This is a genomic window from Acinetobacter sp. UBA5984 (assembly GCF_002429925.1).
Lineage (GTDB): Bacteria > Pseudomonadota > Gammaproteobacteria > Pseudomonadales > Moraxellaceae > Acinetobacter > Acinetobacter variabilis.
On sequence record NZ_DJBE01000004.1, the window covers coordinates 36,108 to 61,434 of the forward strand.

17 protein-coding genes and 4 pseudogenes are annotated in these 25,327 nt (G+C 42.0%); 10 read left to right on the top strand and 11 right to left on the bottom strand.

What is annotated here, in order from left to right:
- Window positions 1-5 precede the first annotated feature (5 nt).
- Window positions 6-344: an ISC system 2Fe-2S type ferredoxin gene (gene fdx, locus B3J29_RS00815; protein WP_034702567.1), complete on the top strand. Its 339-nt coding sequence runs from the start codon at window positions 6-8 to the stop codon at window positions 342-344.
- Window positions 345-417: 73 nt separating this feature from the next.
- On the opposite strand, the pseudogene B3J29_RS00820 reads toward fdx, so the two are convergent.
- The 5 genes and pseudogenes from B3J29_RS00820 to B3J29_RS00840 all read right to left on the bottom strand — a co-directional run bounded on the left by B3J29_RS00820 (window position 418) and on the right by B3J29_RS00840 (window position 7,979).
- Window positions 418-1,810: pseudogene (locus B3J29_RS00820) on the bottom strand (adenylate/guanylate cyclase domain-containing protein).
- Window positions 1,811-1,867: 57 nt separating this feature from the next.
- Window positions 1,868-2,302, bottom strand: coding sequence for an HIT domain-containing protein (locus B3J29_RS00825; RefSeq protein WP_004786072.1), 435 nt, complete (start codon window positions 2,300-2,302; stop codon window positions 1,868-1,870).
- A gap of 226 nt (window positions 2,303-2,528) precedes the next feature.
- A complete protein-coding gene (mfd, locus tag B3J29_RS00830; RefSeq protein WP_175967488.1) occupies window positions 2,529-5,987 on the bottom strand; it encodes a transcription-repair coupling factor in 3,459 nt (1,152 codons plus the stop codon).
- A 124-nt stretch (window positions 5,988-6,111) separates the two neighbouring features.
- On the bottom strand, window positions 6,112-6,471 hold the full coding sequence (locus B3J29_RS00835) for a hypothetical protein (protein ID WP_175967486.1): 360 nt from the start codon (window positions 6,469-6,471) through the stop codon (window positions 6,112-6,114).
- Between the two features lie 124 nt (window positions 6,472-6,595).
- A pseudogene (locus B3J29_RS00840) lies at window positions 6,596-7,979 on the bottom strand (aspartate ammonia-lyase).
- Between the two features lie 414 nt (window positions 7,980-8,393).
- Between B3J29_RS00840 and putP the strand changes: the two are divergent.
- Window positions 8,394-9,908: a sodium/proline symporter PutP gene (gene putP, locus B3J29_RS00845; protein ID WP_175967482.1), complete on the top strand. Its 1,515-nt coding sequence runs from the start codon at window positions 8,394-8,396 to the stop codon at window positions 9,906-9,908.
- A gap of 54 nt (window positions 9,909-9,962) precedes the next feature.
- Here the strand turns inward: putP and B3J29_RS00850 are convergent, their stop codons facing one another.
- On the bottom strand, window positions 9,963-10,460 hold the full coding sequence (locus B3J29_RS00850) for an Lrp/AsnC ligand binding domain-containing protein (RefSeq protein WP_004786082.1): 498 nt from the start codon (window positions 10,458-10,460) through the stop codon (window positions 9,963-9,965).
- A 118-nt stretch (window positions 10,461-10,578) separates the two neighbouring features.
- Between B3J29_RS00850 and putA the strand changes: the two genes are divergently transcribed.
- The 4 genes from putA (at window position 10,579) to B3J29_RS00870 (ending at window position 17,009) form a co-directional block, all read left to right on the top strand.
- Window positions 10,579-14,334 carry a trifunctional transcriptional regulator/proline dehydrogenase/L-glutamate gamma-semialdehyde dehydrogenase gene (gene putA / locus B3J29_RS00855; RefSeq protein WP_175967480.1) on the top strand — a complete coding sequence of 1,252 codons (3,756 nt, stop codon included), beginning with the start codon at window positions 10,579-10,581 and terminating at the stop codon, window positions 14,332-14,334.
- A 179-nt stretch (window positions 14,335-14,513) separates the two neighbouring features.
- Complete coding sequence (gene trmA, locus B3J29_RS00860) at window positions 14,514-15,596, top strand: tRNA (uridine(54)-C5)-methyltransferase TrmA (RefSeq protein ID WP_262735461.1); 1,083 nt, start codon at window positions 14,514-14,516, stop codon at window positions 15,594-15,596.
- 242 nt (window positions 15,597-15,838) lie between these two features.
- Window positions 15,839-16,063 carry a hypothetical protein gene (locus tag B3J29_RS00865; RefSeq protein ID WP_004786091.1) on the top strand — a complete coding sequence of 75 codons (225 nt, stop codon included), beginning with the start codon at window positions 15,839-15,841 and terminating at the stop codon, window positions 16,061-16,063.
- Window positions 16,064-16,445: 382 nt separating this feature from the next.
- Window positions 16,446-17,009 carry a lecithin retinol acyltransferase family protein gene (locus B3J29_RS00870; protein WP_175967476.1) on the top strand — a complete coding sequence of 188 codons (564 nt, stop codon included), beginning with the start codon at window positions 16,446-16,448 and terminating at the stop codon, window positions 17,007-17,009.
- 151 nt (window positions 17,010-17,160) lie between these two features.
- Here B3J29_RS00870 and B3J29_RS00875 read toward each other — a convergent pair whose 3' ends face one another.
- The gene (locus B3J29_RS00875) at window positions 17,161-18,072 is read right to left on the bottom strand and encodes a bestrophin family protein (protein ID WP_175967474.1); all 912 of its coding nucleotides are present in this window, start codon (window positions 18,070-18,072) and stop codon (window positions 17,161-17,163) included.
- Window positions 18,073-18,138: 66 nt separating this feature from the next.
- The gene (locus B3J29_RS00880; RefSeq protein WP_175967472.1) at window positions 18,139-19,866 is read right to left on the bottom strand and encodes a glutamine--tRNA ligase/YqeY domain fusion protein; all 1,728 of its coding nucleotides are present in this window, start codon (window positions 19,864-19,866) and stop codon (window positions 18,139-18,141) included.
- 430 nt (window positions 19,867-20,296) lie between these two features.
- Between B3J29_RS00880 and B3J29_RS00885 the strand changes: the two genes are divergently transcribed.
- Together B3J29_RS00885 and B3J29_RS00890 are read left to right on the top strand one after the other, a co-directional pair.
- Window positions 20,297-20,806, top strand: a complete 510-nt coding sequence (locus B3J29_RS00885; protein ID WP_004786097.1) for a peptidylprolyl isomerase — start codon at window positions 20,297-20,299, stop codon at window positions 20,804-20,806.
- Window positions 20,807-20,926: 120 nt separating this feature from the next.
- Window positions 20,927-21,652 carry a UDP-2,3-diacylglucosamine diphosphatase gene (locus B3J29_RS00890; protein WP_175967471.1) on the top strand — a complete coding sequence of 242 codons (726 nt, stop codon included), beginning with the start codon at window positions 20,927-20,929 and terminating at the stop codon, window positions 21,650-21,652.
- A 38-nt stretch (window positions 21,653-21,690) separates the two neighbouring features.
- Here the strand turns inward: B3J29_RS00890 and B3J29_RS00895 are convergent, their stop codons facing one another.
- On the bottom strand, window positions 21,691-21,909 hold the full coding sequence (locus tag B3J29_RS00895) for a hypothetical protein (RefSeq protein WP_004786100.1): 219 nt from the start codon (window positions 21,907-21,909) through the stop codon (window positions 21,691-21,693).
- Window positions 21,910-22,561: 652 nt separating this feature from the next.
- A pseudogene (gene hpaI, locus B3J29_RS00900) lies at window positions 22,562-23,357 on the bottom strand (4-hydroxy-2-oxoheptanedioate aldolase).
- A gap of 245 nt (window positions 23,358-23,602) precedes the next feature.
- On the opposite strand from hpaI, the pseudogene B3J29_RS00905 reads away from it, so the two are divergent.
- Both B3J29_RS00905 and B3J29_RS00910 read left to right on the top strand, forming a co-directional pair.
- Window positions 23,603-24,129: pseudogene (locus B3J29_RS00905) on the top strand (nitroreductase family protein).
- A gap of 107 nt (window positions 24,130-24,236) precedes the next feature.
- Window positions 24,237-24,464, top strand: a complete 228-nt coding sequence (locus B3J29_RS00910; RefSeq protein ID WP_005235329.1) for a hypothetical protein — start codon at window positions 24,237-24,239, stop codon at window positions 24,462-24,464.
- Here the strand turns inward: B3J29_RS00910 and B3J29_RS00915 are convergent.
- Window positions 24,427-25,281: a DMT family transporter gene (locus tag B3J29_RS00915; protein ID WP_175967467.1), complete on the bottom strand. Its 855-nt coding sequence runs from the start codon at window positions 25,279-25,281 to the stop codon at window positions 24,427-24,429. The two genes, B3J29_RS00910 and B3J29_RS00915, sit on opposite strands and share 38 nt — an antisense overlap.
- Window positions 25,282-25,327 lie beyond the last annotated feature (46 nt).

Below are 25,327 nucleotides of genomic sequence, written 5' to 3' on the forward strand. Positions count from 1 at the left end.
AGACTATGCCACGTATTAAAGTTCTTCCACATGCGCAAATTTGCCCTGAAGGCGCTGAGTTTGAAGTTGAACAAGATGCCAATCTATGTGAAAGCATGCTGAAAAACGGAATCAAGATTGAACATGCGTGTGATATGTCATGTGCATGTACCACTTGCCACGTAATTGTTCGTCGCGGTTTCGACAGCCTTGAAGAAATGAATGATGTCGAAGCTGACTTGCTCGATCGTGCTTGGGGATTAGAGCCTGATTCCCGTCTGTCTTGCCAAGTGAAGATTGTAGATGAAGATCTGGAAGTTGAAATTCCAAAATACACCATCAACCATGCTTCAGAAAATCATTAAGATTCTAAAATCAAAAAAACCACGCTTAGGCGTGGTTTTTTATGGTCTTTATTATTTATTTAAATCATAAAAATTAGATGACTTTTGATCGTTCAGCTGCTCGAAATGCTTCATCAGTAGATAAAGGCTCAATCACTTCATCTTCAAGTTTTAATTTCACAATTCCTTGAGAGTTGGTCAGTTGCTGCTGGGTTTGAATGCGTTTAATCATTTTCTCCAGCACATGCAGCAACTCTGGGTAATCATAGTTTTGCACTTCATCCAGATTTAACAGTAAATGGAAACCTTTATATTCATAATCAAACCAGCGTTGATATTCAACTTTCTGGAAGGCATATTTTTCCATCACCTGCCAGGTGCGAACTGGTGCCTTAATCCCTTTCAGGAAAATTGGCTCTTTAGGTGCACATAGATAGTCATTTTTGATCAGGTTATGGGTATCTTCAGAAATCAGGATTTCATCAACTTCCGCAGCACTTTGTAAGCGTGCAGCCAGATTGGCATCACGACCAACAATCGTATAGGCCATACGGTGATTGGCGCCATAGTTCCCCACGTGGCAATAACCGGTTGAAATCCCCATACGGATATGTAATGGCGGATAACCCATTTTGATCCAGCGTTCGCGTAACAATTTCATTTGCTGACGCATTGAAATNNGCTTCATATTTCTTGGCGATTTCAGTCATATGACTTAAATAGTCATTCAGCAGGAAAGCCAAGTCATCCGGAATCAGAGTTTCAGAAAGCTCTGTAAATCCCTGAATATCCGAAAAGAAAATCGTGAGTTTTTTACGTTTGTATTCGATCTTAGCTTCAGATTCGCCTTTCATGATGGATTGCCATAACTGCACTGGCGCATAACGGCTGAGCTGATTGGCGAATTCCATATAACGGTTCATCTGGTCGAAATAATGGTTTTTCTTCTGGGTCATATATTGCATACGACCGCTTTGATAGAAATTTCCAACACCAAAATAAGTAATCAGACAGATGAAACCTAGTACGGTGAGTTCGGTACTGGTTGGACTGAAATAGCTGGTAAATCCAAAAATACCAATGGTAGACAGATAAAAGATCATCGTGCCAATCAGGCCAGCCAGTGACACCATCATGAATGAAATCTTGTTATTAATGGCAGTATACAGCAATGTGACCACTGCCAGCAGGGACAACACCAGATCCAGATGCACAGCTGCAAGTACAACCGATACGATAATCACATCTAGAACAAAGAAGAAATTACGTTTTAAATTATAGTCGTATTTATAAATCATCCACCGGGATAATTTCGGTGTGATCACCAAGACCAGTGCCAGAAACAACGGAACGAAAATCTGGTAATTGGTATCCGGCTCCGTATAGTGATAGACGATCAGAACCAGAGACAGCATGATATATCCCATCATCCGATGGAAATATTCAAACTGTTTCGGTTCCTGATGAATCCAGTCGTCTAATTGCACTCAATTACTCTCTTAAAGTCCAGAATCCTGAATGGACCATAAAATGTATGTCAACGCTTAGTCCATACGCCAGTCAAATGGCATATCCCCTTGACCGCGTAAAGCCAGCATCAAGGTTTGACGCATATGTGCCAATACTTCACTGCTATAAGGAACTGCTGGAGTACCCCATACCGGCTTAGGCCATGCTACATCATTTTGATAACGCACCACATGATGAAAATGCAGTTGTGGCACCATATTGCCCAAAGCTGCGACATTCATTTTATCGGCACGGAATACACGCGCTAACTGGCTAGATAACCAGCTTGATTCACGTAAAAACTGTTCTTGGTCAGCTTGGCTCAATTCATATAATTCGGTAATGCCTGGTACACGCGGAACCAGAATCAACCATGGAAATTGCATATCATTCATCAAACGACATGTTGATAAAGGAAAGTCGCCTACAAAAAACGTATCTTGAGCAAGTTGTGGATGCAAACTAAACATATCTTTATAAATGATGCAAAATTAGAATGATGGCTAATACTACCATATACAATTGCGACTGAGTATTGTAAGCGGGCGCTTTAGGGCAATTTTGTATGAATTGTGAAGGACAAAACGGCAAACTATTAGCTTAAATAATTTCATATGAAAACAAGCTGATATTCACACTATATTTATAAAAATGAAATATAGCGTGAATATTCATATTCCATGAAATCTAAAACTATTAATTTAGCTCTTTTAATAGACTATCCAGTAAATCGCTGATGAACTGGATTCGTTTTTGATAATCTTCCAGCATCACCATCACTTTTAATCGCTGGCCGCCTTCCATCCTGAAATATGTCGGATGTTTCTGCATCATCTGGATAATACTCATAGCCTGAACTGGCGTATCTGGCGCAAACTCGATATGGCCACCCTGCCCACCAATGTCAATTTTAGTGATGCCCAATTGCTCGGCTTTAAGACGTAGCTGATGCACAGCAAATAATTGTTTCACCGGTTGCGGCGGAATGCCAAAACGGTCAATCAGTTCCATACGGATATTATCGAGTTTTTCCTGAGTATCAGTATTACTGATGCGTTTGTAGAACAGCAAGCGCTGATGTACATCACCCAGATAATCGTCTGGAATCAGGGCTGGCATATGCAGGTTGATTTCCGCAGTTAAAGACAGTGGCGTATCAAAATTCGGCGTTTTACCTTTTTGAATCGCTTTAGTCGCCTTTTCCAGCATTTCCATATACAGGCTATAGCCGATCGCCTGCATCGAACCACTTTGCTGCTCACCTAGAAGTTCACCTGCACCGCGAATTTCCAGATCTTCGGTGGCCAGCATAAAGCCTGCACCCAAAGTCGAGGCACGTTGGATCGCTTCCAGACGTTTTTCTGCATCACCTTTCAAGGCTTTTAGGGATGGCACTAACAGATAGGCATAAGCCTGGTGATGCGAACGCCCAACCCGACCACGCAACTGGTGTAACTGTGCAAGACCGAGCTTGTCTGCCCGCTCAATGATAATCGTATTGGCATTCGGCACATCAATCCCGGTCTCAATAATAGTCGAGCACACCAGGACATTGTATTCCTTGTGATAGAACTGCTGCATGACCTGCTCAAGCTCACGTTCACGCATTTGCCCATGTGCCACAATGACACGTGCTTCCGGCACCAGATTCCGGATATTTTCTGCAGCACGTTCAATGGTATCGACTTCATTATGCAGGAAATAGACCTGACCACCACGCAGCAATTCACGCAGAATCGCCTCTCGAATGGTGTCGCTGGTATGTTCCTGCACAAAAGTTTTTACAGCCAGACGGCGTGCTGGTGGCGTCGCGATAATCGACAGATCACGCATTCCACTAAAGGCCATATTCAGTGTACGTGGAATTGGCGTTGCTGTTAGGGTCAGCATATCAACATCGGCACGCAAAGCCTTAATACGTTCCTTATCACGCACCCCGAAACGGTGTTCTTCATCGACAATCATCAGTCCCAGATTATGGAACTGGACATTTTCCTGTAAAAGCTTATGGGTGCCGATGACAATATCAACTTTGCCATCTGCTAGGTCTTCAATGGTTTTGGTATGCGCTTTAGAAGAACCGAAACGGGAAAGTACTTCAATGCGTACAGGCCAATCTGCAAAACGGTCTTTAAAAGATTCATAATGCTGCTGTGCCAGCAAAGTAGTGGGTACTAATACCGCAACCTGGCGATTATTCTGTACTGCGACAAAGGCTGCACGCATGGCGACTTCAGTTTTACCAAACCCGACATCACCACAGACCAGACGGTCCATTGGTTTGGCCAGTTGCATATCATATAACGTGGCTTCAATCGCATTGGCCTGATCCGGTGTTTCTTCATAGGCAAAGCCGCTAGCAAACTGCATATACAGGCTTTGATCAACCTCAAAACTGATACCTGGTTTAGATGAACGACGTGCCTGAATATGTAATAACTCGGCTGCGACATCATGAATCTGTTCCAAAGCTTTACGCTTGGCTTTATTCCAGGCATCTGTACCCAGTTTATGTAAAGGTGCCAGATCTGGATCACCGCCACTATAGCGGCTGATCAGATGCAGGTTAGTCACCGGCACGTAGACTTTAGCACCTTCTGCATAATCCAGTTGCAGAAATTCATGATCCTGATCATCAATACTTAAAGTAATTAAGCCTGCATAACGTCCTACACCATAATCAATGTGTACCACTGGCGCACCAATGCTCAGCTCGGTCAGACTGCGGATCAGGAATTCTTCTGACACTTCCTGCTGACGCTTGCGACGACGTTGAACTACACGATGTTCATAGAGCTGATTTTCCGAGATCACACTGATCCGATTTGTCAGAACCAGACCACGTTCTAATGGTGCACTGGTAATCGCAATCGCATGCAGAGATTCAACAAAAGCATCGAAGTTTTCTACGGTCGGAATATCACCCAGACTTGGACGCAGCGCATCTTTTAAGGTTTCACGCCGACCGGCACTTTCAGCGACCAGTAAAACCGGATGATTGGCCGCATCAATATATTTTTTGACTTCGGTAAAGGGCTTTTCACGTTTTGGATCAACAGGCAAGCGTGGTGGTAACTGGGTATCCAGATTAATCACGCCGGCTTTCTCATCAAAAGCTTCTTGTGCCGCAATGATGCGACTAAACTGATTTAGCTGTTCTAAAAGCAGATTGGTCGGACAGAACAGTGCTTCAGGCGGCAGAATCGGCTGATCAATATTATGGCGGCGATCTTCATAACGGCGAGTTACGTCCTGCCAGAACTGTTCTAAACTCTGCTCTAATGCCTTATCTGTAATTACAATGCCATTCTTTGGTAAATACGAAATCAAGGTACTTTGCTCTTGCATCGCTTCATGACTAAAGAATAAAGGCTGGTAGAACTCAATTCCAGGTGAAGCAATGCCATCCATCACATCCTGATAAATTGGATTTTTCTTTGGATTAGCTGTCGGGAAAAATTCTGCATAACGGTCACGGAAAGTAGCACGACCTTCCTTAAGGGGAAATTCTTGTGCGGGTAATACCGTAAATTGTTCTAGAGTTTGCGTAGTACGCTGGGTTTCCGGATCAAAAAATTTCAGGGTCTCAATTTCGTCATCGAACAGGTCAATCCGGATCGGTGCATCCTGACCTGAAGCATATATATCGATAATGCTACCGCGAACTGCAAATTCACCATGGTCATAAACGGTATCGACCAGATGATAACCAGCCTGAATCAGTTTTTTCTTTTGCTGTTCCAGATCCAGCTTTTGTCCAACTCGAATATCGAAGTGTTCACCCAGCACCCATGAAGTAGGTGCAACACGCTGTGCCAATGTAGAAGCTGCCAGCAACAATACGCCACTTTGAGGCATATTAGATAAAATTGCCAGACGTTCGGAAACGATATCCTGATGCGGTGACAGACGGTCATAAGGCAAAATTTCCCAATCTGGAAATATGGTTGGTTTAATCCCATAAAATTCCAGTTCGCTTTCCAGTTGACCCAAATGCTGGTTATTACGTGCAACAATAACAAATAGGCGCGATTGCTGCTTGATAATTTCTTTCAGCAATAATGCAGTAGACGAGCCTTGCAGATTGCCTAACCAGCGTTTCTCGCCTGCCTTGAGCTTGGGTAAATTAAGTTGGGAAATTTCTTGTTGGAACATGTATATAGCTTTAAAGTCTAAACAACATGAAGCTTATACTATCACGATGATCTGGTGCTATTTCGTTATTTTTATGCAGTCGTTACAGATTGACTGCACAGGATAAAATCAGCCTATGATTCATCTATTTTTTGTCGCGTAAAAAGTTACGATAATAGTCATTTAACTTTTTCACAATCAATTTAAATTGCAGCAAGTTTTCTTCAGTATTTCCTAATCTTGCATTAAAACGTTGATTGGCAATTTCCAGATCAATTTTTTCATTAATGATCATTGCAGTTGAATATAGCGATTTTAAATCATCAAATGTTTTCATACGTCGGTTAGACAAGTATTCCAGCCGCTCACCCAGCTCCTGATTTAAATTAATCCCATCCACAATATAACCAGTCCCTTCTATATATTGGATATGATTCTCTTCCAAAAAAGCCTGAGCCGGATCAGGTTTGTTTGATTTAAATAAGTTACTGATTTTATCAAACATGCTATACACTCAATTCATCGTATGATCGATATAGTCTAGATGAAAATGCCCCAAACCCACAGACGGGATTTGAGGCAAATGGTTAAAATCAGCACGAATCTATATTCGGCTCATCTTTAAGCTTTCAGGATACCTGTTCCCATTGATTCATCATTGGGACTTCTGAAACCAAATTTTCAAAGGCAAAGATTTCATCCAGCTGAATTTTACTCAACAAACCCAGCTCCAGCACCACTTCGGGTACAGTTTTATTTTCACGAATACATTGCTTGCCAATTTCATCGCAAGTGGCATGACCTAAAAGTGGCTCCAGTAAGGTGATAATCCCGATACTACGCATCACTGCATTTAAACAGTTCTGTTCGTTGGCCTGAATCCCGGCAATACATTTTTGTTGTAGGGTCTGCATACCTTGAGTTAATAATTGGATGGATTCATTTAAGGATACTGCAATGACCGGTTCCATGACATTGAGCTGTAATTGCCCTGCTTCTGCTGCCATCGTTATAGTCAAGTCATTGCCAATCACGCGAAATGCAATCTGATTGACTACTTCTGGAATAACCGGATTGACTTTGGCTGGCATGATAGAAGAACCTGCCTGCAATTCTGGCAAACGGATTTCTGCCAGACCGGTACGTGGGCCAGAACTCAAAAGACGCAAGTCATTACAGATCTTGGATAATTTAACGGCCAGACGTTTCAGACTACTCGATAGAATAATAAACACACCACAATCGCTGGTCGCTTCGACATAATCTTCCGCGCCTTTTAAAGGTAGGCCAGTAATTTTCGCTAAAGTGTGTACTGCATGTTTGGCATAACCATCAGGAGTATTCACGCCGGTTCCAATNNTTTAATAGAGTCGCGAAAGCACGGAATTCCTGTTCCAGGGTCATTGGAACCGCATCCTGTAACTGGGTACGCCCCATCTTGATCACATACTGAAACTCTGATGCCTTGCTATATAAAGTATCAATCAACGATTTTTGTACATGAAGCAGTTCATCCAGACGTGTATATGTCGCTAGACGTAGTGCCGTGGGATAGACATCATTGGTCGATTGCGAAGTATTCACATGATCATTCGGATGCAAGATATGGTAATCGCCTTTACGATGCCCGAGCAATTCTAGCGCCCGATTTGCAATAACCTCATTCGCATTCATATTAATAGAAGTACCGGCTCCCCCCTGATAAGGATCAAGCGGAAATGCTTCCTGCCAATCCTGAGGTTGATGAATCAACTCATCACAGGCTTGTTGAATAGCAGTACTTTGTTGTTCTGATATTTTCTGAAAATGTAAATTTGTTTGTGCTGCTGCTTTTTTAACTTGCGCCAATGCGCGAATAAAGTGTGCTTGCTGGCCTACTGCCAGACCTGAAATCTGAAAATTTTCAATCGCACGCAAAGTATGAATACCATAATAGCTGTGCTGGGGAATCTGCTTCTTACCCAATAAATCCTGTTCAATTCGGCTTGATTCTATTTGCAACATATTGTCCATGTCATATTACTCTTAGCGATGATGCGCCATTCAGAATGGCATTACTGCACTATGAAGAGAGGCTCTAAAAACAAATAGAAGGGATTTAAGCAGGATTTGAAACAAAATATGACTAATTCGAGCTTGTTGTTAGTTTTGTAAATTTGTGTAATTAAAATACAAAATTTCAATGAATTTAACCGTTTATTAAAATTACCTATTTTTCTTCAAAACCATGTGTAACTTTGCATTTTACGACCCTCTACTAATTCTGCATTTTTATGAGAAAACCATTAATTTACACAAAATATACATAAAAGCTGATCAACTGTTACAGAGTGTAATTTTTAAACCGTGTTTGAATCACTGCCCTGTAAACGCAGTTCAAAAAATCATCCCGGATGATGATGTTCAAAATTTAAGGATACTCTGCCTATGAGCTCGCTAAACCCGACACTGATTACTTTTATGTTTTATATCGTCGCCATGATTGGGATCGGTTTATACGCCTATCGTGCGACGTCCAATTTTGATGAATATATTCTGGGTGGGCGAAGTCTGGGCAGTGTAGTGACTGCGCTTTCCGCAGGTGCTTCCGATATGAGCGGCTGGTTGCTGATGGGTTTACCCGGAGCCATTTATCTGTCTGGCCTGTCTGAAGTCTGGATTGCGATTGGCCTGATTATTGGCGCCTGGCTGAACTGGTTACTGGTTGCTGGCCGTCTACGGGCGCATACCGAGTACCAGAACAATGCCCTGACCCTGCCGGATTATTTCACCAGCCGTTTTGCGGATAAGAAACGGATTTTACGCTTACTATCAGCCATTGTGATTTTGGTGTTCTTTGCAATTTACTGTGCTTCCGGCATGGTCGCAGGTGCACGTCTGTTCGAAAGCCTGTTTGGCTGGGATTACACCACGGCGCTCTGGCTTGGTGCAGTGGCTACGATTCTATATGTGTGTATTGGCGGCTTCCTGGCAATCAGTTGGACCGATACTTTCCAGGCAGGATTGATGATCTTTGCCCTGCTCATTACACCGATCATTACCTATTTGGCATTGAGTGATAATGCTCAACAAGTAGGTGCTCTATTAGAAACCGCCCGTCCACAAGCCTCTAATATGCTGGAAGGTCTAAGTTTTGTGGCGATTATTTCCAGCCTAGCTTGGGGCTTAGGCTATTTTGGTCAGCCACATATTCTGGTGCGCTTTATGGCGGCAGATTCGGTTAAAACCATTCCTGCTGCACGCCGGATCGGGATGGCCTGGATGATTCTGTGTCTGGTGGGTGCGATGTCTGCGGGCTATATCGGAATTGCTTATTTTGCGGCAAATCCTGATTTGCCAGCTGCTGCAATCGTGAACCAGAATCCTGAAACCGTGTTTATGGAACTGACTAAAATTCTGTTTAATCCCTGGATTGCAGGCATTATATTGGCGGCAATTCTGGCTGCGATTATGAGTACATTGAGCTGTCAGTTGCTGGTCTGCTCCACTACCCTGACTGAAGATTTATATAAGGGTTTCCTACGTAAAAATGCGTCGCAAAAAGAATTGATCTGGGTCGGTCGTGGCATGGTGATTGTGATTGCCTTGATTGCAATCTCCTTGGCCATTAATCCGAATAGTAAAGTTCTGGGTCTGGTGGCTTATGCGTGGGCTGGCTTTGGTGCTGCCTTTGGTCCACTGATCATTTTCTCATTGTTCTGGAAACGCATGACCCTCAATGGCGCGATTGTCGGAATGGTAGTTGGTGCTGTAACCGTAATTGCCTGGAAAAATTATATGGGTGATACCGGTCTATATGAGATTATCCCGGGCTTTATTCTGGCAGCGTTAAGTATTGTGATTGTGAGCCTATTGGATAAAGCGCCAAGTCACGATGTCGTTAATCGTTTTGAACTGGCGAAAGCTGAATATCAAAAAGAAATGGCTGAAATGAATAAATAATCTTTCTATTTCAAATTAAAAAGGGACTTTATGTCCCTTTTGTTTTGTCTGAATTTATACCTTAGCTTTAGCCGGCATTTTCAACTTGATCTGCTGGGTTTCCTTGATCACTTCCATGACCGGATAACTACGGGTTTCTTTTACCCCCGGTAATTGCCACAAAATATCACCGGAGATTTTTCGGAATTCATCCATATTGGCACAGCGAATTTTCACTACGAAATCAAAGCCTCCACTGATCATATGACATTCCACAATATCGGGAATATGCTGTACCGCCTCGGAAAATTCTTCCAATACATTCGGTGTGGTTTTATCCAGCAGGATTTCGACAAAGACCACAAAACCGTTATTCAGCATAATTGGATTGAGCCGCGCTTCATAACCGAGAATAAATCCCTCCTTGGTTAGTTTTTGTACACGCGCCAGTACCGCAGTTGGTGATAGATTCACCATTTCTGCCAGTTTAATATTGGAAATTTTCGATTCAGACTGCAGCAAATCAAGGATGCGAATATCTATTCGGTCAAGGCTTAAATAAGGGCTATTCATTAGCATTATTCTCTAAAAATGATACAAACTATAGTGAGATATTCGTCAATTATTTTGGGATTATAGATTAAAACTCATTCAACTCAAAGAACCGTTTGACGCAGTACAGGAAGTCACTATGTCCACCACCCTACGCCCAAATTCGCACTCGAATGCCATGCAGCAGTCGAATTATATTGCTGAATTTAAGGATAAAAATGAATATGAACAGCGCATTAATTCTGCATGGCGACGTGCAGAATCCGAGTGCGTGGAAACCCTGCTGGAACATAGTGAAATTTCCTCTGAACTGACGGACAAAATCCAAAACCTGGCTTTTGATCTGGCGCATTCCTTGCGTGAACGTAAAGGTTCAGGTGGCAAGGCCGGCATTGTACAAGGGCTATTACAGGAATTTTCGCTGTCTTCTCAGGAAGGTATCGCATTGATGTGTCTGGCAGAAGCTTTGCTGCGTATTCCGGATACGGCGACCCGCGACCTGCTGATTCGTGACAAGATCAATCAGGGCAACTGGAAAGAACATCTCGGGCAAAGCCAGCTGATGTTTGTCAATGCTGCGGCCTGGGGACTGATGCTGACCGGAAAGCTGATGGAAACCCCACAACAGAAAAGCCTGTCAAGTCTGTTAACTGGCCTTTTGGCACGCAGTGGCCGTGGCATTATCCGCAAGGCGGTCGATGTGGCGATGCGTATGATGGGTGAACAGTTTGTGACTGGCGAAACCATTGATGAAGCACTGAAAAATGCCGAACGTCTGGAAGAAAAAGGTTTCCAATATTCTTATGACATGCTGGGTGAAGCAGCACTAACCGATCCGGATGCAGAACGTTATTATCAGGATTATCAAAATGCAATTCATGCCATCGGTCAGGCATCAACAGATAAAGATGTTTATAACGGCCCGGGTATTTCCATTAAACTGTCTGCGCTGCATCCACGTTATCAACGCTCACAGATGGATCGTGTGAATGATGAACTGTATAGCAAAGTACTGAATCTGGCGGTTCTGGCGAAAAAGTACAATATCGGTCTGAATATCGATGCGGAAGAAACCGAGCGTCTGGAAATTTCCTTAGAGCTTTTAGAACGCCTGTGTTTTGAACCTGAACTCAATAACTGGAAAGGCATTGGTTTCGTGATTCAGGCTTACCAGAAACGCTGCTTCTATGTCGTGGATTACATCATTGATCTGGCTAAACGCAGCCAGAAACGCCTGATGATTCGTCTGGTGAAAGGCGCTTACTGGGATAGCGAAATCAAGAAAGCTCAAATTGAAGGCATGTCAGATTATCCGGTATTTACCCGTAAAGTGCATACTGACCTATCCTATATTGCCTGTGCACGAAAACTATTAGCAGAACCGGACTATATCTACCCGCAATTTGCGACGCATAATGCGCAGACTGTTGCCACTATTTACCAACTAGCCAATCCAGAACGTTATTATACCGGTCAATACGAATTCCAGTGTCTGCATGGCATGGGTGAACCACTATACGAAAATGTGGTGGGTGACAAAGCTGCTGGAAAACTCGGTGTTCCATGCCGGATCTATGCACCTGTCGGGAACCATGAAACTCTACTGGCTTATCTGGTGCGTCGTCTGTTAGAAAATGGCGCCAATACTTCATTCGTGAATCGCATTGCCGACAAAAATTTAAAAGTCGAAGACCTGATTGAGAATCCACGTCAAACCATTTTAAAAGCAGCCCAACAGGAAAATGCCTTAGGTGCTAAACATCCGAAAATCCCTTATCCAAAAGATTTATACGGTGCTCTGCGATCAAATTCGTCCGGATTGGACCTGGCCAATGATGCAAACCTGCAAGCCTTAAATGAAGTTGCAACAGACTTAGCGAATAGTCAATTCCAGGCTGCTGCAATGGGTACTGCTTTCTCAGAAATCGATAGTAGTCATCCAGTACAGATTATCAATCCAGCACAGCATCAGGACGTTGTTGGTACTGTCTATGAAGCCACCACTGAACAGGCAGAAATTGCCCTGACTCAGGCAGTGAATGCACAAAGTTTTTGGAGTAATCTGCCAAAGAATGAACGTGCTGCTTGCCTAAACAAAGCCGCCGACCTGATGCAACAACGTTTACTGCCACTGATGGTTCTACTGTCTCGTGAAGCCGGTAAAACCTATGCCAATGCGATTGCCGAAGTTCGTGAAGCGATTGACTTCCTACGCTACTATGCTGGCCAGATGCTGGACCTGTCTAATGATGTACATATTCAGCCTTTAGGAACTGTACTCTGCATTAGTCCTTGGAACTTCCCGTTAGCGATCTTTACCGGACAGATTTCGGCGGCATTGGTTGCTGGCAATACAGTCATCGCAAAACCTGCTGAACAGACTCCGTTGATTGCCGCTCAAGCTGTGCAGATTCTCTGGGAAGCGGGTATTCCACAAGATGTACTGCAATTATTACCGGGTCGTGGTGAAACCATTGGTGCTCAACTCAGCCAAGATTCACGCATCCAGGGCATCATGTTTACCGGTTCAACCGAAGTAGCGAAGATTCTGCAAAAAACTGTCGCAGCACGCCTGAATCAGTTTGGCGAAAGCGTCACTTTAATTGCCGAAACTGGTGGTCAGAATGCCATGATCGTAGATTCGTCTGCGCTCACCGAACAGGTTGTGCTGGATGTAGTTAACTCAGCCTTTGACAGTGCTGGTCAGCGCTGTTCTGCCCTGCGTGTGCTCTGCGTACAGGAAGATAATCTAGATACCGTACGTAAGATGCTAAAAGGTGCAATGCAGCAATTGCGAGTCGGTAATCCGGTTCTACTCAAAATGGATATCGGTCCTGTGATTGATGCCGAAGCACAGCAAAACATCCAGGAACATATTGAGCAGATGCGCAGTAAAGGTCATAAAGTTCATCAACTAATGTTTAATCAGGATGCTTTTGATCTAGCTCAAGGTACCTTCATCCCACCAACTTTGATTGAACTGCCGAATTTGAATGATCTTGAACGTGAAGTCTTTGGTCCAGTGCTGCATCTGATTAGCTATAAAGCCGGTGAGCTGCCACAACTTCTAGATCAGATCAATAGTAAAGGTTATGGCCTAACCATGGGCCTACATACCCGGATTGATGAAACCATGCAAACCGTGATTTCAAAAGCGCATGTCGGGAACTTGTATATCAACCGCAATATTGTCGGTGCTGTGGTGGGTGTACAACCCTTCGGTGGTGAAGGTCTGTCTGGGACTGGTCCTAAAGCTGGCGGTCCACTTTATATCTACCGTTTAATGCATCAGGTGTCTGAGAAGAAACTGGCTCAGCCTTATGCCATGCAGCCTGCCCAAGCTTCCTTTGGAAATCCGGTGTTAGAGGACTTTAAGGCCTGGGTAAACAAGACTTTCCCAAGAGTTTCTTTGCAAGCTCCTGCTCAGATTACAACGGTACATAGCTTTAGCCTACAAGGTCCAACGGGTGAAGAAAACCAGTACATGATCTTGCCGCGTGAGAGTGTGTTATCACTAGCAGAAAATGATATGGATCAGATTCAGCAAATCTTGTCAATTTTATCGGTCGGTAGCCGTCCGGCTGTACTGGCAGACAATACTTTTATACTCAAGTATCTGCAAAGTATGCCCGCGAGTGTGGTGAAGGCCATTAAAGTTATCAAGGATATTGAATCAGGTGATTTTGAAGCTGTACTGCATCATGGCGAGACCTCTGCATTGATGGATTTGCAGCAACGTATTGCAAGACGACAAGGAGCTATTGTAGGTATCACGCATTTAAGCTCAGGAGATTATGAGATTCCAGTGGAGCGTTTCGTAATTGAACGTGCAATCAGTATCAATACCGCAGCTGCAGGTGGCAATGCCAGTCTCATGACCATGTCAGGTCTGTAAAAAGCTTTAGTACTGAGATTATTTTAATCCCTTTCCTCTTATGGCCAAATCTCTCCCCTTTGAAGATTTGGCCTTTTTTTTACTGCTTTTCCAACCTGTTTCCCTGAATAGTCTTAGGCAGAACAGCAAATTTTTGCTACCATCTTGGCTTTCAAAATATTTGCGATTTTTTACTGCATATGACCTCATCTTATCAGCAACAACTGGATGCCAAAGTTGAACGCATTAGCGCGCAATTTGCCGAATATCAACCACCTGCCCTTGAAGTATTTGAGTCGCCTGAACAGTACTATCGCATGCGTGCTGAATTCCGGATCTGGCATACTGAAGATGACCTGTTCTATGCCATGTTTGAGCGTGATGAGAACAATAATAAGAAAGTGATCCGTATTAATGAATTCCCTGTGGCTGACCGCAGTATTAATGACTTAATGCCGCAATTACTAGAAGCCTTCAAAGCCGATGCAACTCTGGGTCACCGCCTATTTGAAGTGCATTTCCTGGCAACACTCAAAGGTGAAGTACTGGTTTCCCTGATCTATCACCGCAAGCTGGATGAAAGCTGGGAACCTGCAGCTAAAGCACTAGCTGAAAAATTAAAGATCAAGCTGATTGGTCGTAGCCGTGGCCAGAAATTTGTCTTGAGCGATGAGTTTGTCGTAGAGGAACTCAGTGTATTTGACCGCAAATATCAGTACAAACAGATCGAAAGTAGCTTCACCCAGCCGAATGCACAAGTCTGCCAGAAAATGCTGGAATGGGCATGTAATGCCGCGCAGCAGTCTGATAAAGACCTGTTAGAGCTTTACTGTGGCAATGGTAACTTTACCCTGCCATTGTCTACCCGTTTCCGTCGTGCATTGGCAACTGAGTTGGCCAAGTCATCTGTGTATGCGGCTGAATGGAATATCGAGCAGAACGGTATCGACAATATTCAGGTAGCACGTCTATCTGCGGAAGAATTTACACAAGCTTTTAATGGTGATCGTACTTTCCGCCGTCTACAAGAAGCCAATATTGACCTGTCAACTTATGACTTCGATACGGTATTCGTCGATCCCCCACGTGCAGGGATCGATGATGAAACACTGAAACTGCTACAGCGCTTTGAACGAATCATCTACATTTCTTGCAATCCGGACACATTACATGACAATCTGAAACAACTGTCCCAAACCCATAAAATTACCAAGTTTGCCCTATTCGATCAGTTCCCTTATACCCATCATGTAGAGTCCGGAGTACTACTGGAAAAACGCTAAAAATATTGTTTCAATTTATTTTTTTGTTACATAAATGGAGCTTTTGTTAGCTCCATTTTTTATACATAAAATTAGTAACTTATCCATGAATTATCTTGTTTCAATCAAATAATATCGTTTAAAATCTCTTCTACAATCGAAAATTTAAAATACTGACTGCTGCTTTTATCACATAGGTCCTATTGCTTTATTTATTAAATTGGATATATTTCACCCTATGTTAGGTTGTGTATGAAGGCTCTATGAGTTTCTGGCAGAAGTTGTTTTCAGATGAACAACAAAATGAACACAAGAACCAGATTGCTTGTGTTGAAAATGATTGCTCTTGCAAGACAAATGAACAGCTCCTTGAAGCACTGTCTAAAGCAACTGATGAAGATATCATTATAGGAATCAAAAAAGTTCTAGCTTCTCGCGGTTACAGCCGTAAAGAACTCAATGAACTTCAGCACCTGCCGCTGCAATAAGCAGCTTAGGTCTTGATAAAAAGCATTTGCATACGCAAATGCTTTTTTTTATATCTATCATTTGGATTTTTGCCTACCCCTCTCTGCTTTCAATCAAATGGAACCTACTCCTTATATCTAAACCTAAGTGTCTATATCTTTATTTCTTTTCAAATATGCAGATTAGTGGCTTTCATCTTTGCTTAGGCTATTTAAATATTATAATTTTAGGTCTGCCTTAATCAGTTCACATACAGCATTTATAAGATTCAAGAAATTTAAGAATGACTGTCTAGATAACGAATTCTGGATAGAATTAAGCCCTAAAACATCGATTAATTCACAAAAAAACAGTACACTTGCTGTTTAAAATACACTTGTTGTTAAATGGCTTAATCTTTACATGCAGCGAACTAAACGGTTTCCCATAGGTGCGCATCTTATGGTTAAACATTTCGGTTATACTCATCACGGGATTTATGCCGGGCGTGGTCGTGTCATCCACTATTCCGGTTTTGCACATTTATTTAAGAAGCATCCAATTGAAATCACCTCAATTGAGAAATTCAGCAACGGCAAACCGATTCAGATCCAGTATTATGCTTCAGCAAAATACAAAGGCCGTAAAGTGGTTCGTCGTATGCGTTCCAGAATGCATGAAAATAACTATCACCTGATTATTAATAATTGTGAACATCTCTGTACTTGGGCAATCACTGGTGTAGAAAGCAGCCCGCAAGTCATTCAGATGATGAACCGTCTGACGACGATCGGTTATATCAGCTCCATGATGAGCTTTATGAATAGCCTTTTCCTGACCTTGACGACCACCTGTTTCGCTCTAGCCCTCTATATCAAGAAAAAGCTTCGTGACAAGGCCAAACAACGTTTAGAGCGATATCGTGAGCTACATGAGCAGGTCAAAAACAATAGCCCAGATCTTGGTAATCATTTAAAACATCGTTAAGGTTTTAGTTTCTTGCTATTAAAGTTTTTAAGATAGCTATTCAAAAATAATTTAAAAATAAGATGACTTTCATTTGATTTATTTAATGATTAGCCTTTCAATAAAATTTGATTTATTTAATGATTAGCCTTTCAATAAAATCAGTTTAAACCTAAGTTAAATAAGCTTTTTGGACTTTAATCGCTTCAGGTAGTTCTTGTCCTAAAGAACTCAGGGTTTCACGTTCGATCAATCTCACAATAGAGTCTAAAGGCAGATCATTATCCTGAAGCCCAAAAGGCTCTTCCAGTTCCGCACTCAGCTCATCTAACCCTAACAGCATATAAGCAATCAGGCCGACTAGAATCGGAGTCCATAAACCAAGACTGGCTTCCAGACTAAATGGCAGGATAAAACAGAAAGAATAAACAGCACGATGCAACAGCACCGAATAGGAAAATGGTAACGGCGTCGACAGGATCCGGTCACAACCCGCCTGTATATCGCCTAAAGTCACTGTATGCTGATTCAGGTTATTATAAATAATATCTGTGATTTTGCCCTGTTTATAGAGCAGAACCAAATCTTTCTGGATCTGTTCCAGTACCCATTGTGATGCATTGATATGCGTGGGCAATTGTTCATATGTAGCAGCTTCAAAACTAGTGTGGGCCTGGTAATGCTGAATACTTTGCTGTTGCTGTCTCAAACGGTCACGTAATAAATGAGTGAACAGCATCATTCGATACAACAGGATTTCACGTGACTGATCATCAAGGACGTAACTATCACGACATAAATGACGTGTCGTAGCAATCAGCGCTCCCCACAGCTTGCGTCCTTCCCACCAGCGGTCATAACAGGCGGTATTACGAAAGCTGAGAAAGATCGACAGAATCACCCCGAAGATGGTAAAGCCAATGGCTGGCACTGCAGGAAAGCTAAAAAAATGCGCCTGACGCAGATAAACTAGCAAGCCTGAAAGAAAAATTACCAGCCCCAAGGCAGGCAAAACTTTAGGCAAAATTGTGCCATGCCATGCAAACAGCAGACTAAAGCTATTACTTTTATCACGAACAATCATTCATTCTTCCCTGCCACGATTGAAAAAGCCCAACCTGAGTTGGGCTTTTTAGAGATTTAGCTTAAATTATTTGCCAGGTTTAAAGCTGTCTTTCAAATCCAGGATACGGTTGAATACTGGTTTGTTGCTTGTATGATCATATTGATCCGCTACAAAATAGCCTTCACGTTCAAACTGGAAACGATCTTCCGGTTTTGCTTGAGCCAGTGCAGGCTCAATAACTGCTTGAACCACTTTCAATGATTCAGGATTCAGATTCGCCAGGAAGTCATCACCAGTTTCTGGATCAGATTCAGTGAACAGACGATCGTAAATGCGAACTTCAGCAGGAACACCTTTGCTTGCAGATACCCAGTGAATCACACCTTTTACCTTACGGCCTTCAGGATTTTTACCTAAAGTTTCAGGATCGATTGAGCACTTCAGTTCAACTACTTCACCGTTCGCATCTTTAATCACTTCATCACATTTGATGACATAAGCATGACGAAGACGCACTTCACCGCCCAGAATCAGACGTTTGAAGCCTTTAGGTGGCTCTTCCTCAAAGTCTTTACGGTCGATATAGATTTCTGAAGTGAGCGGAATAATACGTTCGCCCATATCCACGTTTGGATGACGTGAATGAGTAAGATCCATATCCGCTGGCAGATTGGTTAAAGTCACTTTTAATGGATTCAATACTGCCATACCGCGAGCTGCAGTATTTTCTAAAGATTGACGGATGCAATATTCAAGCATTGCTACATCAACGATACTGCCATCGACTTTAGACACACCTACACGCTTACAGAAATCACGCAGACCTTCAGGGGTGAAACCACGACGGCGCATACCCACAACAGTCGGCATACGTGGATCATCCCACCCATTGACATAACCACCTTCAACCAGCTTGCGCAGCTTACGTTTAGAAGTGATGGTGTAATCAACATTCAGGCGGCTAGATTCGTACTGACGTGGCACAGATGGCGATTTAACTTTTTCCACCACCCAGTCATAGAATGGACGGTGATCTTGGAATTCCAGTGTACAAAGTGAGTGTGTAATGCCTTCAATCGCATCTGATAATGGATGCGCATAGTCGTACATTGGATAAATTTTCCATTTATCGCCAGTCTGGTGATGCGCAGAATGCAGAATACGATACAGAATCGGATCACGCATATGCACATTTGGCGAGTTCATATCTATCTTGGCACGCAATACCGCTTCGCCTTCAGCATATTCACCAGTGCGCATTTTTTCGAAACGCTCAAGGTTTTCTTCCACAGTCGCATCGCGTTGTGGCGAGTTTTTACCTGGCTCTACGAAGTTACCGCGGTTTAGCTTGATCTCTTCCGGAGTTTGTAGATCCACATAGGCATCGCCCTGTTCAATCAGTTGAATTGCCCATGCATATAACTGGTCAAAATAACTTGATGCATAGCGTGGTTCACCATTCCACTGGAAGCCCAGCCATTTCACATCATTGGCAATACCATCCACATATTCCTGCTCTTCTGCATCGGGGTTGGTATCATCAAAACGCAGGTTGCACAGGCCACCAAATTCTTCAGCAATACCAAAGTTCAGGCAGATCGCTTTAACATGACCAATATGCAAATAACCATTTGGTTCAGGCGGAAAACGGGTGACCACTTGCTGGGTACGGCCAGCTGCTAGATCGTCAGTAATCACCTGACGTACAAAGTCTAAGCCTGGTTGTTGTTCCTGCTGCTGCGCTGAATCGACTGCATTCTTATTTTGGGTCGGGTTGTCGGGCAGAGACGTCACAACATCATTTGGCTTCATGATTAATCATTCACTTCTAAAGTTAAAAAGGGATTAATGAATATGCAGTAGCTCACGCGGCCTAACTGTATTCACTAAATAAAGGTTCTTTAGTTTAACTATAGGTGAATGATCTCTCAACCGTTAACTTAGGTATTTGATTTCAATTCGTTCATTTTCAAATTGGAAAATACAATAGCTTACCAAATCGTAAAATATCCGCTTTTGACTGAGCCAACAGATCAGTGCATGCTCTTAGGGTCAGACAAGCTTTATAAAGACGAATGATCTCGAAGAAATGACTTTGTAAATCAATGCATAAATAAGATACGATTTTTATGTTTTTAACAAAGAAAATTATGTTTTTGCTTGCCTTGTCGATTGTAGTTTGCTTATGCTTCCTTCATTCAGAAAAAACCATGGCATTAGTCCATGATTAGGAGATTACACAATGAGTTTTCCTCAAGTCGAATTAAACACCAATAAAGGTCGTATTGTTCTTGAATTAAACGCTGAAAAAGCACCTAAAACAGTAGCTAACTTCTTGCAATATGTACGTGACGGTTTTTATGACGGCGTAATTTTCCACCGCGTTATTGATGGTTTCATGATTCAGGGCGGCGGCATGGATGAAAACTTCAAAGAAAAAGCAACACGGGATGCGATTGAAAACGAAGCTGACAACGGTTTAAGCAACGATGTAGGTACCATTGCAATGGCACGTACTCAAGCACCTCACTCTGCTTCTGCTCAGTTCTTCATTAACGTGAAAAACAACTCTTTCCTTAACCACACTGGCAAAACTGCACAAGGTTGGGGTTATGCCGTATTTGGTAAAGTAGTTGAAGGCATGGACGTTGTTGATGCAATCAAAGGCGTTCGCACTGGGAACCGTGGCTACCACGCTGACGTTCCTTTAGAGAACGTTGTGATCGAATCTGCAAAAATCATTTCTGAGTAATTTTAAATCCTCCCTAACCCTCCCTTAATAAAGGAGGGAACCACCATTTTTAAAGATGGTTTTTCTCCTCACTTTTACAGAGGGAGGTCGGGAGGGATTAAAAAAATAAGGAAAAGATTCGTGACCTATCTGTTTATCTCAGATTTACATTTGTCACCTGATCACCCTCGACTTGTTCGGGGGTTTTTAGATTTATTGGCAGCTTATCAGCATAAAAATACCCAACTGTATATTTTGGGCGACTGGTTCAATGCCTGGATTGGAGATGACTACACTGCTCCCTGGCTGGATGAAATCATCAGTGCTTTAAAACAGTTTAATCAAGCCGGCAATCAAATCTATTTTCTCATCGGTAACCGTGACTTTGCCTTAGGCCAAGATTTTCTGGATCAATTTTCCGGACAGCTTTTACCTGAAATGACCAGCTTAAATATAGGTTCACTCCGATATCGGATCGAACATGGTGATGCACTCTGTACCGATGATGTGTCCTATCAGCGTTTCAGAAAAGTCATCCGCCATCCCTGGATTTTAGGTTTTTTAAGAAAAATGCCACTTAGCTTTCGTACCAGACTCGCTAATGGTTTCCGCAAGAAAAGCCATGAAGCACAGCAATTGAAAAGCTATGAGGTTATGGATGTAAATCTAACTGCGGTAGAAGCTGCTCTCAAAGAAGCAGATGTACTGATTCACGGACATACTCACCGCGCAGCAATGCATGATGTAAATGGTAAAAAAAGAATTGTTTTAGGAGATTGGAAAGCTGATTATGCTGAGATTTTAGAGCTGCACAGCTCTGATATTGATATTCATAACATTCAGCTAAAAATCTGGCATTACCCATAAAAAAAAGCAACTGCGAACAGTTGCTTTTTATATTTTATTTAACTTAAACGATATAACTGGTTAAAACCAGTATAGAAACTTTTACCATCCAGATTAAATGGATATTGTTCACCGTTTTCAAGTTCAATCATCTTGCCCACATTGACCATAATCATACCATTGATGGTATTTTGCTGGCGTTGCATTGGTACAACTTTGACTTGAATTTCACAACCATTAATGGCGGTCGCGATAGACCATGTATTTAAATTTTTCAAAATATTCACTCATAATATGAGCTTTTTGTGATTAAACAAGGAGAGCTATAGACTAAAAATAAATCTTATTTCTGGGTTTGCTAGAGTTTTTTTAACAGGAAAACCTGTCGTTCGTGTATCACAATCAGCTAAAAATAAACCAGCGAAAACAGTATTCGCTTTAAAGTAATTATCTTATAACTCTTTTTTGACCAAATAGCAAAATTACATTGTAATGACATATGTCAAGAGTGGTATTTTTCAGATGCTTTTTCGCATATCTAAATGTCCAGTAAAGAAGTATTTCAACATATAAAACAAACCGATCAACATCATGATACTAAAGCCAGAGATCAAATCACCTGAATCAAGAAAGTTTAAAACTGCCAGATATCCAGTAACTAAGATATAAATCAGCATAAAGACGAATAAAATACATTGCCCTAAACGGTAACGTTGTTGCTTTTTTACCCATGGATCTGTTTTTGCTGCTCATAAAATACATCAATTTCTTCTGGTTTCATTTTTCAATCCCCACCCATATTATTTTTAAATTACTATAGTTAAAGTAGATAAAAAAAACTCTGACAAATCAGAGCTTTTATAAAATATCTTTTGTTTAAGTAATAAATATTGAGAAATCATAATTTACGACTCTCAGATATTTTTATGATCAATAACCGCCTTCTGACTTGATGACTTCAGCATCAGGTTTATATTTTGCCAAAAGTTCACGAAGCGAATTCATTAGCACACTGATATCAACACCCACTGCAACGAACTCAGTTCCAAGCGCCAGATATTTCTGAGTAGCTTCATGCTGAGTCGATAAAATCCCAGCAACCTTACCAGATGCACGAATCCGCTGAATGGCATCTACTACTGCTTTTTGTACTTCAGGATGGTTTGGATTCCCCTGATAGCCTATAGTCGTTGAAAGATCTACCGCCCCAATAAATACACCATCAATCCCATCGATCTTGAGGATTTCATCCAGATTTTCTAGACCTGTCACTGATTCGATCTGAATTAATAAACAGATATTTTCATGAGCAGTCTGGTAATAATTCGGGATACTGTTCCAGCGTGTCGCACGTGCTAATGTAGCACCCACACCACGAATTCCTTCTGGTGGATAGCGGACTGCTTTGACCATTAATTCGGCCTGCTCCACAGTTTCTACCATAGGAATCAATAAGGTCTGTGCGCCAATACCGAGTAACTGCTTGATCAGTTATACACTGCCTATTGGGGGGGCGTACTACAGCTTGCGATGAATAAGCAGCGATACTCTGTAATTGAGAGAGCGTTGTTCTTAAATCGCTTGGGGCATGCTCACCATCAATCAAGAGCCAGTCATAGCCTGCATTTGCCGCAATTTCTGTCCCATACGCCTCAGCTAGTCTGACCCACAAGCCAATTTGCTGCTGCGTCTTTAATTTACGTTTAAAGTAATTGGTATATTGCATCGGCCCACCTATCTTGCATGCTATTGCCTGAAGCTCTTATTAAACTCCTGTTACCAGAAACTGCCAATATACAAAAGCTTGCTTTTTATCTGATTTAACTCTTAGTTTTTCATAAAATTTCACTCAAGATTATATAAATATAGACTTTGCCGATGATGTTTTTATTGTAATAATCTTTTGATCAGAAAAATCTAGATGCCTAAAGCATATTTCTAAACGCCTTATCAAAAGATTGGAGTCCATCAATGGATTTACTCAAGATCGCTCAAACCCGTTATACCACTAAAGCTTACGACCCTAACAAGAAGATTCCAGCAGAACAATTTGAACGTTTATTAGAAATCTTACGCCTGACCCCATCTTCGATTAATATTCAGCCTTGGCATTTTTTTTATTGCCGACAATGATGCCGCTAAACAGCGTATTGCCAAAGCACTAGTTGGAACTTATGCCTACAATGCTCCCAAAGTGCTGGACTCTTCACATACCATTTTATTTTGTACCAAAGCCGATATTGACGAGTTACATCTGGACAATCTGTTAAATCGTGATGATCTCAGTGGTCGTTTTAAAGATGAGAGCGCCAAAGAAGGTCAAAAGAATACCCGTACCGGCTATGTACATTATTATCGTAATGAAAAAGGTGATATTCAGCGCTGGGCAGAAAACCAGACCTTTATTGCACTGGGNNGGTTACCGCAGTGAAAATGATTTCAATGCCAAATTGCCGAAATCCCGCCTGCAAGCTGAAGATATTTTCACCAAACTGTAAGCATTTTATGTTATAAAAGGGGCCTAGTGCCCCTTTTCTTGTTAATTCGGGCCTAATTTTTGCTTTATTCTCCAAACATCCAACTAGAATAACAATTAGAGGTACCTATGTCTGTTTTACCGGCCAGCTCTTTAAAATTCGAATGCAAACACTGCGATAAGATCTATTTACATCACTATGCTAATGCCCAGCATCGTTATCCGCATTGTCCAGACTGCAAACAGGCCGGCTTATTACTTGGACGGGCTGAAAAAGAAGACCTGTTACGTTATCCGCTTGAATTTGCATCTTCCTATGTTAAACAGACATTGCATATGCTAGGCAAACAACACTAATCACGCCTAGAATCAGCCCGATCGTACTTGCAGGTTTGAGTCGTTCTTTAAAGATGAGCAAACCTGCAATCACACCAAAAATCACCACCAGAATATTCATACCCGCGAATACAATCGCTGGTGTATCTTTGAGCATCATGTGGGCTTTGACGTAAAAGGCGATATTGGCAAAGTTCAACACACCTAATAACAGACCAAAACTAATATCCTTGCCAGAACCCAGATGACGATATTGCAGCAGCAGATAGATCATCGACAGAATCATGGCGCAGATAAACATCAAGTTCAGTGCCACAGCAAATTGCAAACCGAGGCTGGTCGTATATTTCAATAAGACATCAATCAGTGCATAACCAAACCACACTAGGCCTAGAAAAAACATTCCCTGCTTGGAGCTTTCTGATGCCTGACGGTGTGAAAATAGAATGCACAGTACGGAACTTATGCCTAAGACAATACCCAGTATCTTGAGCTGGTTAAATTGTTCCTGAAAAATGAAATAAGCAGCGGCCAGTGATAATACCACTGATAATCGCTGGGCAATTTCAGTTTTTAAGATTCCTGCTGTTTGTAATGATTTGGCCAGAAATAGAAATACACTCGGTAATAAAACGCCAAGCGCCAGAATCAATAGCCATGGAGTCTGACTCATGGAAATATGCTGGATGTCTGGTTTGAACCAAAAAAAACACAATATGCTAGCTGTGACATAATTCCAGCTAATCATGTGGATTGGACTCATGCCTCTATTTTTAGCAATTTTTAAGAGTATTGAGACTGCAACACTACATAATGCTGCAATAAAAATCAGTTCCATATGCTGCTCTTATTCTTCATCTTGATGTCTTGTCCTGAAATAGATT

Excerpts from the sequence above, each read along its gene's own strand:
- fdx (WP_034702567.1), top strand. The coding sequence starts at position 6 with ATGCCACGTATTAAAGTTCTTCCACATGCGCAAATTTGCCCTGAAGGC.
- B3J29_RS00865 (WP_004786091.1), top strand. The coding sequence starts at position 15,839 with ATGAGTTTCTGGCAGAAGTTGTTTTCAGATGAACAACAAAATGAACAC.
- B3J29_RS00825 (WP_004786072.1), bottom strand. The coding sequence starts at position 2,302 with ATGTTTAGTTTGCATCCACAACTTGCTCAAGATACGTTTTTTGTAGGC.
- B3J29_RS00870 (WP_175967476.1), top strand. The coding sequence starts at position 16,446 with ATGCAGCGAACTAAACGGTTTCCCATAGGTGCGCATCTTATGGTTAAA.
- B3J29_RS00880 (WP_175967472.1), bottom strand. The coding sequence starts at position 19,866 with ATGAAGCCAAATGATGTTGTGACGTCTCTGCCCGACAACCCGACCCAA.
- mfd (WP_175967488.1), bottom strand. The coding sequence starts at position 5,987 with ATGTTCCAACAAGAAATTTCCCAACTTAATTTACCCAAGCTCAAGGCA.
- putP (WP_175967482.1), top strand. The coding sequence starts at position 8,394 with ATGAGCTCGCTAAACCCGACACTGATTACTTTTATGTTTTATATCGTC.
- B3J29_RS00885 (WP_004786097.1), top strand. The coding sequence starts at position 20,297 with ATGAGTTTTCCTCAAGTCGAATTAAACACCAATAAAGGTCGTATTGTT.
- B3J29_RS00915 (WP_175967467.1), bottom strand. The coding sequence starts at position 25,281 with ATGGAACTGATTTTTATTGCAGCATTATGTAGTGTTGCAGTCTCAATA.
- B3J29_RS00910 (WP_005235329.1), top strand. The coding sequence starts at position 24,237 with ATGTCTGTTTTACCGGCCAGCTCTTTAAAATTCGAATGCAAACACTGC.
- putA (WP_175967480.1), top strand. The coding sequence starts at position 10,579 with ATGTCCACCACCCTACGCCCAAATTCGCACTCGAATGCCATGCAGCAG.
- B3J29_RS00835 (WP_175967486.1), bottom strand. The coding sequence starts at position 6,471 with ATGTTTGATAAAATCAGTAACTTATTTAAATCAAACAAACCTGATCCG.
- trmA (WP_262735461.1), top strand. The coding sequence starts at position 14,514 with ATGACCTCATCTTATCAGCAACAACTGGATGCCAAAGTTGAACGCATT.
- B3J29_RS00850 (WP_004786082.1), bottom strand. The coding sequence starts at position 10,460 with ATGAATAGCCCTTATTTAAGCCTTGACCGAATAGATATTCGCATCCTT.
- B3J29_RS00875 (WP_175967474.1), bottom strand. The coding sequence starts at position 18,072 with ATGATTGTTCGTGATAAAAGTAATAGCTTTAGTCTGCTGTTTGCATGG.